This is a genomic window from Litorivivens sp. (genome assembly GCF_041624475.1).
GTDB lineage: Bacteria > Pseudomonadota > Gammaproteobacteria > Pseudomonadales > Spongiibacteraceae > Litorivivens.
Genome location: NZ_JBFJUX010000032.1, coordinates 1 through 9,009, shown reverse-complemented (window position 1 = coordinate 9,009; position 9,009 = coordinate 1). Strand labels below are relative to the sequence as shown.

The window sequence follows — 9,009 nt, the reverse complement described above, 5'->3', positions numbered from 1 at the left end:
GTCACCGAGCCTGTGCTGGATACGGCGGCGCCGATTGTTGATCCGGTGGATGAAGTCTTTGCCGGTGCCGGCGGTGGTTCCATCGGTGATGCGCTGACCAACTCTGATGGGAACACTGCCGACGGCAATGGTCTGGTGAATGACCTGCTGGGTGGTGATTCCGGAACGGGTGGTAATAGCAGCGCAGATAGCGGTGGCCTGATTGAGCCAGTGATTGATGTTGTGGATACCACGCTCGATCCGGTTACCGATCCGATAGACACCCAGGTTGCGCCCATTCTCGATGTAATTGCGCCAGTAACCGAGCCTGTTCTCGAAGCGGCGGCGCCGATTGTTGATCCGGTGGATGAAGCCTTCGCCGGTGTCGGCGGTGGTTCCATCGGTGATGCACTGACCAACTCTGATGGGAATACCGCCGACGGCAATGGTCTGGTGAATGACCTGTTGGGTGGTGATTCCGGCGCAGGTGGTGATAGCGGTAGCTCGGCGGATAACGGCGGTTTGCTCGCTCCGGTAATCGATGTTGTCGACACCACGCTTGATCCAGTTACCGATCCGATAGACACCCAGGTTGCGCCCATTCTCGATGTGATTGCGCCGGTCACCGAGCCTGTGCTGGATACGGCGGCGCCGATTGTTGATCCGGTGGATGAAGTCTTTGCCGGTGCCGGCGGTGGTTCCATCGGTGATGCGCTGACCAACTCTGATGGGAACACTGCTGACGGCAATGGTCTGGTGAACGATCTGCTGGGTGGTGATAACAGCGCAGATAACGGCGGCCTGCTTGAGCCGGTGATTGAGGTTGTAGATGCCACACTCGATCCGATTACCGACCCGATTGATAGTCTGGTAGAGCCAATTCTGGATGTTGTGTCACCAGTTACTGACCCGGTGGCTGATGCGCTGGATCCGGTTGTTGAGCCCGTTGATGCGATACTCGCTGACTTGGGCGCTGGCTCAGCGGGTGATGCTCTTACGAATCAAGATGTGAACACCGCTGACGGCAATGGCCCCGTAAACGATCTGCTGGGTGGTGACGTGGGCACTAACAATGGCGGTAGCGACTCGGATGCTTTTGACGAAGAGGACCAACCCGCGCTGCTGGTATTGAATGGCGCACTATTAGCAGGTGAAATTAGTGATAATGATCGCGACGGCGTTGCGAATGCCTCTGATAAGTGTCCTCGGACTCGACCTGGCGCCAAAGTTTTACGCAATGGCTGTGAAGTTGATGGTGTGGTGGTGCTGGCGTTACGAGCCGTGAACTTTAACCTGAATGAAACGGTGCTGCGTCCAGAGGCGAAAGCACGAATGCTCCATAATGTGGAGGTACTGCAGAGGCTTCCCTTTGCGAAGGTGGAAATTGCAGGCCACGCGGACGCACTGGGGGATGAGGCGCTCAACGCTCGCATTTCAGAAGCGCGTGCTAGAGCAGTTTATGACTTTCTGGTAGCTCAGGGGATCGATGGCCAGAGTCTGATTGTTCGAGGTTATGGTGAGCAAATGCCAATCGCAGACAATAATAGCGAGGCAAGCCGATACAAAAACCGACGCACTGAATTGATCATTCGCGAAGCTGTGACGATGCAATCTAATAACTAGCAGCTGCATTTGAAAGTAAAGAACCCGAACCGATTTAGGGGATATTCATGGCGATAGACTTGCCACCAGCGCTCCCGCCACTGGCGTCGGACAGCGCTTTAATTAGTGAAATAAAAACGACAAATGCCAGCTATGTTGGCGGCAAACTTGGCAACGTTGAGGTTCGGGTCATTGGAAATAAGCTCCTGGACCAAGGTGCCATACTGTCCGTTATCAGAGATGCAAAAGCACCGTCAGACGTTGTAAAAGATTTGGCACGTGCCTACTACAACGCGGGTTATTTGTGGGTTCAGCTCCACTACTATCGAGTGGAGGATGTTGTCGGTGTTATTGTCAGTCAGGCAGTGGTTTCTGAAGTGCGCGGTGACGAACGTCTGACCGGGTATTTTAGTGGGCTTGTTGGCGACACCGATCCAACGCTGGCAGAGTTTGATACTGCCCGTGTGCTGGCGAATCTGAAATCGGAGCGCATTGGTCAGGACTATGCGGTGAGCTATGAGCTGTTGGAAAACCAGCGCCTCGCTATGGTGCTGGATGTGCAGCCCAAGGCTGACCACCAAAGCACAAATTTCATAGCAGAGCTGAACAACAAAGGCAGTCGTTACCTGGGGCGCTATTTTGGCCTGGTTGGCGTGCAACACCGCAGCGAAGAGGGCACAGAGTTTTCTGCGGCCTATCAGAGAGCCTTTATCACGTGGGGTGAGTCCGAGGACGGCAAGTCGCTCAATCAATACAGCTTTAGTGTTGATCATCCTTTTACCTTCGGCTTATATGGTCTGGATATCTCCTACGTAGACTACGAACGCAATCCGGACGTGCAGTTTGTTCAGGCAGGTAATTGCTCGTTGTTGTTATTCTGTAGTGGCCCAACGACCACCTCAACCAAGCTTGAGCTGGATGCCGAGATTCAGCGCGTGGGCCTGCGCGGACAGCAGGTTATTTACAGCGACACCCGCCAGCGTCTGCGCCTTAAAGAGCGAGTTGAATACGTTGACTCTTATATTGAAGAAAAACAGTCTGATGCCTTGCTGCTGGATGAGCGCTACCCGGCGGTAGAAGTGGGTGCCTATTACAATCGCCGCTTACAGGGAGATAGTGCGTATCTGGGGGCCTCGCTGAATGCGCGATTTGGTTTGTCCAGCTCAGGGACACTGGATACTTACGGTGAGTTCCAACAATCTAATCAGGCACAGAGTTCGACAGCGAGCCAGGTGTCGGATGTAGCTCCCGCAGCGCGGAATGGTGAGTTTTTTGTGCTGAATCCGGAGCTGAGCTATCGCTACTCACTGGCACCAAGCACGGAACTGTCTGCAACTTTGAATGGGCAATTTGCCGATGAGCAACTTCCTGAGCAGGAGCAGTTTGTGCTTGGCGGAATGGATTCTCTCGCGGCCTATCTGCCCGGTGTACTGATCGGTGACGAAGGCCTGCATTTGAAGCTCTCGCTAAGTCATTCCTTCACTTGGAACGGATTGAGATTCCGGCCGTCAGTGTTTCTTGAGCAGGGCCAGAGTTGGTACAACAATACGGATACCGACTTGGGGGATGCGCAGAAAGTCGCAGATGCAGGTTTTGCGCTCACTGTTGATCTTCCCTATGGCTTGGTAAGCCATTGGGTCGTCGCACGGAATATATCCGATGATGTGCGTGACGAAAGTGTGTTGGAAGCCAGTGAGGCAGACTTTTTCTGGCGCTTGCGTCTAACAATTTAAGCCGCCCCGACTCCGGTTCAAAGCCTTTGGGGCGGGGCGGCCACTTCCGAGTCAGGCTGCCTTGTCCTGAACGCTGACCGGCAGCGACGGTGCTTCACCGCGCTTACCTTCGCCGGCATATACCGTCATATGGGGGAAGGGAATTTCGATATTCAGTTCGTCGAAACGCTGTTTCAGGCGGCGGTTGAATTCACGCAGAACCATCCACTGATCACCCGGCAAGGTTTTCATGCGACAGCGAATTATGACAGCGGAATCGGCAAAGGTTGTAACGCCGTGGATTTCCATGTCCTCAATGATGGACGCTGAAAACTCTTTGTCCTGCCGCAGCTGCGCGCCTATTTCCGCAATCACCTTAAAGACTTGATCGGTATCTTCCCGGTAGGCGACGCCAACGTTTGCCAGTGCGAAGGCGTGATCCTTGGTCATATTGGAAACGGTTGTGATATTGCCGTTGGGAATGATATGCAGGGTGCCGTCCAAAGCTCGCATTCTAACCGTGCGCAGGCCAAGCGAAACCACCTCGCCGGATTTGCCGCCGGCTTCTACAATATCGCCGACCCGTATCTGGTCTTCAGCCAGCAAAAAAAAGCCGGTAATCACATCGCGCACCAGGTTCTGGGCACCAAAACCTATGGCCAGGCCACCGAGACCGGCGACGGCAAGGATCGGCGCGATATCGACTCCAATTTCTTTCAGCACCATCATGCCGGCGGCAAGAAACAGCGCGGCCCAGATAAGTGTTCCAAGAATGCCGGTGAGAGTGTCCGCGCGCTTTATGCGCTCCGCGTCGCCGTGCTTGCCAGCGATACTGCGGTGCACCTGATTGAGCATGCGCCGGCTTATGGTCAGCGCAACCCAGGCGCCAATCACAACAAGCAGGATTTGCAGGCCTGAGGTAGCCAGCCAGGTCATGGCATTTTCTACCAGTGTGCTCAATACCTCGCGACCGCGGGCGGTGAAATTAACCAGCCCTTCCATAGTTTCCTCCTTTCTAAACATACTTGGCCCACCACCCTACGGACTTGCCAACGCTCCTGCAGTTAAAGATTCACATTCTGTGGATGATGGCTGACAATGCTGAATACGCCTATTCGGGGCGATGCGAAGCAGCAAAGTGAGAATGATGCGACCGCACTATTTCTATCAAAAGCTCTTGTTGATACTGCTGTTAGCCCATGCGTCCTCCGTCAGTGCCGGGCTTGAGCGCTGGCAGACCGTCGAGCTTGGCGGGGAGAAAATAGGCTATCGCCAATTGGTGCGCGAGGAGTTTGAAGAACGCGTGCTAACACGTGAAGAGCTGGTAATCACTTTGCAGCAGCCGGGCGAAGCGCCGCGCACATCCACAATTTCCCTGGAATTTGAAGAAACCCGCGATGGACGGCCTGTTTCGCTGAGCAAAAAGGTGAGCTCGCAAGCAGCTAACCAAAAGATAGTAGCGCGTGTTGAGGGCAGTGAACTTCGGGTGGAGCGCAGCGATGGTCGGCAAGTCGATGTCAGTAAACACGCCTTGCCAGACGATTTTTTAATGCCTTATGGCATACAGCTTGCGCTGCGAAACGCCGCGGGTGACGCGCGTGAGCTTCAGTTCAGTGCCTTTAATTTTTCGACGCTGGTCTTTGAAACCGTGCACCTGAAAGGGCAGCGGCAATCGGATGAGCTTCCCTGGCATTTCACCTACCAGCAGGGCAGTGCCGCGCAACCAAGCCACTGGTTTACCAATGAAAGGTTTGACGTACTGCGTGAAGAAAGTATGACCGGTGGCGAGACGCTGGTGCTGTACGACTGTGATAAAGCGTGTGCGCTGGCACCATTTTCTCCGACCACCCATGTCTACCGGCAATTGATCCGCGCGCCGGTGCGTATGCCGGAGGCAGCTCTTCGCGGCCGGGTGCGCTACCAATTGTCGGGCGACAGTGCTCTGGTTCCACCAGAGACCGCAGAGCAAGCTGTTGTTTCGCGCAATGGGGGCTGGCAAGTCGATATATGCAATGATTGTGGTGCTGAAGATGCCCCCGCGGCAGCCGTGTTGGAGGCAGCGCGGCAGTCCACTTACTGGATTGCCGCAGATGATCCGGAAATCCAGCGGCTCGCGGCAGAGTTCGGGGCGGAGGAGGAGCCGCTCGATGTTATGGCGCGCCTTACACGCTTTGTCAGCCTTCATATGGACGCACAGCCGGACTACGCCGGCTTTGCCACGGCCAGCGAAGCGCTTGCCTCCGGTCAGGGTGACTGCACCGAGCACGCGCTGTTGCTGGCGGCTCTCGCCCGGGCGGCCGGTTTGCCGGCGCGCATAGCCATTGGCCTTGCTTACAACACTGAGCGCTTTCTTGGGCGCAAGTATGTATTTGTGCCGCACGCCTGGGTACAGGTCTGGGATGGTTCTGCCTGGCGAAGTTTTGACAGCGGGCTGGGGGAGTTTCACGCGGGGTACATTACGTTGGCTTTAAGCTACAGCGGTGAGGTCGCGCATTTCACCCGGGTTAATGCCCGCTTGCACGCGCTTAAGATATTGTCAGCGGCGCGGGTGCAGGCGCAGGGAGGTAAGCCGTGATCGCCTTGTCGGATATTTCGCTGCTGCTTCTGGTCGGCTTGATGGGTTACTACTACTGGCAAGCTCAGGGCGTTCGGGAAATTGCCCTGCGGGCGACAAGGCTTTACTGCCAGCGCGAAAATCTACAATTACTGGATGACAGCATCGCCCTGCGCGCCCTGTGGGTAAAACGCGACGCCAGCGGGCGCTGGCGTCTGTGGCGGGGCTACCAATTTGAATTTACGGTCAGTGGCGAGGAGCGCTACAGCGGGCGCACCGTGACACTGGGACGGTTCATTGAATCCATTCAGGTGCCACCCCATCGCATGCCCGATGACGACCGCAATCTGCATTAATCAGAGATCAGCTGCGCTCGAAGGTAAGCCCTGCATGCAGGCTCAGGCGCTCAATCAGGGTTTCACCCATTGCTGTTGCCGGCGTCCAGATTCCACCAGCGCGTTGTTCGCGGCTGGTTTCCCCGAGGCAAAGCGCAGCGTGAGTCAGCATTTTCGCGGTTGAGCCGTAGCCGGGATCGCGGTCACCGGTCACTTTCACTTTTACTACCTCATTGCTCTCGGTACGGCCGATAAAACGCAGATCGAAAAAGCCATTGAGTTGTTCTTCCTTGCTCGGTCCTTCACCGGGCTTGGGCAGTACGAAGCGTTCCAGTAGCCAGCGGGTCGGAGGTATGGCGCCGCCCACCATCAGGCCACCGATGCCGGCCGCCATGCTCAGTGCGCCCAAACGGCCCTTGAGGCCCTTGCCGGTCAGTACGGCTTCATCGTAGCGAAAGCCCTCGCCCCAGGCGCCGCCGGCCAGAGCATTGGAGCGATGAACCACGCGTGTATTGATGGCGGCCATCACAAAGGGGGCGACCCAGGCATTGAAATCCTGGTCGAACTCCGCGCTTTTGACATTATGCTGTCGGGTTTTGGGGCGAAAATTCTCGGGGCATATGGCGTAGGGGTTGGCCAGCGCCTTGCGCAAAGCCGGGTCCTTGCTGGCTTCGCGGATAACGTTGATCAGGCTGGCTATGGTGCCGCCGCTGGCGCCGCCGCGCATGGCTTTGACCCGCATTTTTACGTTGGTGCAGGGGGCGCCAAATTCGCTTTGCGCGGCCTGCTGCAGAAAGAGCACGCCAAGATCTGAGGGGATTGAGTCAAAGCCACAACAGTGCACGATCCGCGCCCCGGTGGCCTCGGCCTGTTCGGAATAGGTCTCGACCATACGCTGAATCCACTGGGTTTCGCCGGTCAGATCGCAATAGTCGGTGCCGGTTTCCACGCAGGCTTTGACCATGGGCTCACCGTAGAGTGCATAGGGGCCGACAGTGGAGATCATCACGCGGGCTTGGCGGCAAAGCGCTGCCAGACTGTCGCCATCGGCTGCATCGGCAATGCGCAGGGGCATGGTGTCGTCTGTGGCACCCAAGCGTGTCTGCAACTCGCGCAGCTTTGCTTCCGAACGCCCGGCCGCTGCCCAGCGCAGGGAATCGTCTTTATATTCGTTGTGCAGGTACTCACAGACGATCTGGCCGACAAAGCTGGTTGCGCCAAACACGATGACATCAAATTCTTTATCGCTCATTTTCTTCCTCGCAATTGAAACAGGCTCGCGCCGGCAGGTGAAAACTCGGTATGATGACCGAAACTAACCGCATAATAACTGTGAGATTATGGCAATTCGACGACATTACATGTCCTGTTACTGGCTGGCCCTGCTTCTGGTCTGGCCCGCTGTCGCCAGCGCTGAGTTGCGGCTTCACATCGACAAGAACCGGATTGGCTTTGTCCAGGCCTATCTGGAAAACGCGGGAGACGCCCCGTTGACGGTGGTGACCGACAATCTGCGCTATCAGCAGCAGGGTGATCGGGTCGAGATTGTGCCGGAACAACCGGTGTGGTCGCGTAACGACGGCGACGTGCTGCTGAAAGGCAGTTTGCTCCCCTATGCGCCGGTGACCCTGCGCCCCGGCGAAATTACCTTTCTCCAAAAGCCCAATATCCGTGTGGTGGCGAAAGAGGTTGTCTACACTATTCCCGAGAACTGGGCTGCCTTACAGGGGACCTGGAGCGGCAGCACCAGTGTCAGCCTGAAACTCCGCTAGAGGTTATGTATGGGACTTACGCTTAGCGCAAACAGTCAGCTGGACGCCGACGCCATTCAGGCCTATCTGCAGGAGGCTCGCTTGCCCCTGCGGCTGGCGGTCAACGGCAGTGATGGCTGTCCGATTGTAGCGTCTCACTGGTTTGAGTATCGCAGCGGCCAGCTGTACTGCGTGTTGCATCAGGGGGCGCTGGTGGCAAAGCGCCTCGCCGCTACCGGGTGTTGCGGCTTTGAGGTGGCGCATGAATCCATGCCCTACCGGGGGGTGCGCGGGCAGGCAGATATTGCCATGCCGCCAGTGCCCGCCGAAGGACAGCTCAAGAGCCTGTTTGCCCGCTACGGCATAAAGGAAGACAGTCAGCTTGCGACCTGGTTGCTGGGGCGGATCGACGAGGAACAGGTGGTTTGCTTGACGCCGCGTTGGGTCAGTGGCTGGGACTACAGCGAACGGATGTCGGATGCCCGCTGATATCTTTGCCATCTCACGCGCCGTCAGTTTGAGAGAAAGTGAGGTAGAGCTCAATGCGGTGCGCTCGCAGGGCGCTGGCGGCCAGAATGTCAACAAAGTGGCAACGGCGATTCACCTGCGCTTTGATATTGCGGCGTCCAGCCTGCCGGATTTCTACAAGAACCGTTTGCTGCAGCTCAAGGACCGTCGTATCAGCAGTGAGGGCGTGGTGGTAATCAAGGCGCAGCGCTTTCGCACCCAGGAGAAAAACCGCGAAGACGCGATTGTGCGACTGGTGGGGCTGATTCGCAGTGTGGGACAAACCCAGAAAAAGCGGATACCCACCAAGGCCAGCAAAAACTCCCAGAAAAAACGAATGGACAGCAAAACCAAGCGCGGCAGCACCAAGGCGCTGCGCGGCCGGGTTGATTCTGGCGGTTACTGATTACTCTGAGGCACGTATCTCATTCATCGCCGGATCAAGCGGCTCATTCAATACACAGTAGGTGCCGGCCTGATTGTAAATCTGCGGGATGCAGGCATTGCAGCTGGTGCAGCCGGACTGGCGCAGGCTGCCGTCCCGGAATTTGTTGACCAGTGCCGGGTCG

At 56.6% G+C, this 9,009-nt stretch carries 9 protein-coding genes; 7 read left to right on the top strand and 2 right to left on the bottom strand.

What is annotated here, in order from left to right; translation table 11 throughout:
* A partial coding sequence (locus ABY734_RS16635) for an OmpA family protein (protein WP_372780509.1) occupies window positions 1-1,602 on the top strand: 1,602 nt, incomplete at its 5' end.
* Window positions 1,603-1,853: 251 nt separating this feature from the next.
* Window positions 1,854-3,314, top strand: coding sequence for a ShlB/FhaC/HecB family hemolysin secretion/activation protein (locus ABY734_RS16630; RefSeq protein ID WP_372780508.1), 1,461 nt, complete (start codon window positions 1,854-1,856; stop codon window positions 3,312-3,314).
* 51 nt (window positions 3,315-3,365) lie between these two features.
* On the opposite strand, the gene ABY734_RS16625 is transcribed toward ABY734_RS16630, so the two are convergent.
* Window positions 3,366-4,295, bottom strand: coding sequence for a mechanosensitive ion channel family protein (locus ABY734_RS16625; protein ID WP_372780507.1), 930 nt, complete (start codon window positions 4,293-4,295; stop codon window positions 3,366-3,368).
* 142 nt (window positions 4,296-4,437) lie between these two features.
* Here ABY734_RS16625 and ABY734_RS16620 point away from each other — a divergent pair, with 142 nt between their 5' ends.
* Both ABY734_RS16620 and ABY734_RS16615 read left to right on the top strand, forming a co-directional pair.
* Window positions 4,438-5,868 (top strand): transglutaminase domain-containing protein, encoded by a 1,431-nt coding sequence (locus ABY734_RS16620; protein ID WP_372780506.1) that lies wholly within the window; start codon window positions 4,438-4,440, stop codon window positions 5,866-5,868.
* Window positions 5,865-6,203 (top strand): DUF3301 domain-containing protein, encoded by a 339-nt coding sequence (locus ABY734_RS16615; RefSeq protein WP_372780505.1) that lies wholly within the window; start codon window positions 5,865-5,867, stop codon window positions 6,201-6,203. The genes ABY734_RS16620 and ABY734_RS16615 overlap by 4 nt, the downstream gene beginning before the upstream one ends.
* Before the next feature lie 7 nt (window positions 6,204-6,210).
* Here ABY734_RS16615 and ABY734_RS16610 read toward each other — a convergent pair whose 3' ends face one another.
* Window positions 6,211-7,434 carry a trans-acting enoyl reductase family protein gene (locus tag ABY734_RS16610; protein WP_372780504.1) on the bottom strand — a complete coding sequence of 408 codons (1,224 nt, stop codon included), beginning with the start codon at window positions 7,432-7,434 and terminating at the stop codon, window positions 6,211-6,213.
* 88 nt (window positions 7,435-7,522) lie between these two features.
* Here ABY734_RS16610 and ABY734_RS16605 point away from each other — a divergent pair, with 88 nt between their 5' ends.
* Genes ABY734_RS16605 through arfB form a run of 3 tightly spaced genes read left to right on the top strand, consistent with a single transcriptional unit; the run spans window position 7,523 to window position 8,846 of the window.
* The gene (locus ABY734_RS16605) at window positions 7,523-7,954 is read left to right on the top strand and encodes a hypothetical protein (protein WP_372780503.1); all 432 of its coding nucleotides are present in this window, start codon (window positions 7,523-7,525) and stop codon (window positions 7,952-7,954) included.
* Between the two features lie 9 nt (window positions 7,955-7,963).
* Window positions 7,964-8,422, top strand: a complete 459-nt coding sequence (locus tag ABY734_RS16600) for a hypothetical protein (protein WP_372780502.1) — start codon at window positions 7,964-7,966, stop codon at window positions 8,420-8,422.
* Between the two features lies 1 nt (window position 8,423).
* Entirely contained in the window at window positions 8,424-8,846 is a 423-nt protein-coding gene (gene arfB, locus ABY734_RS16595) for an alternative ribosome rescue aminoacyl-tRNA hydrolase ArfB (protein WP_372780510.1), read from the top strand.
* Window positions 8,847-9,009: the final 163 nt, after the last annotated feature.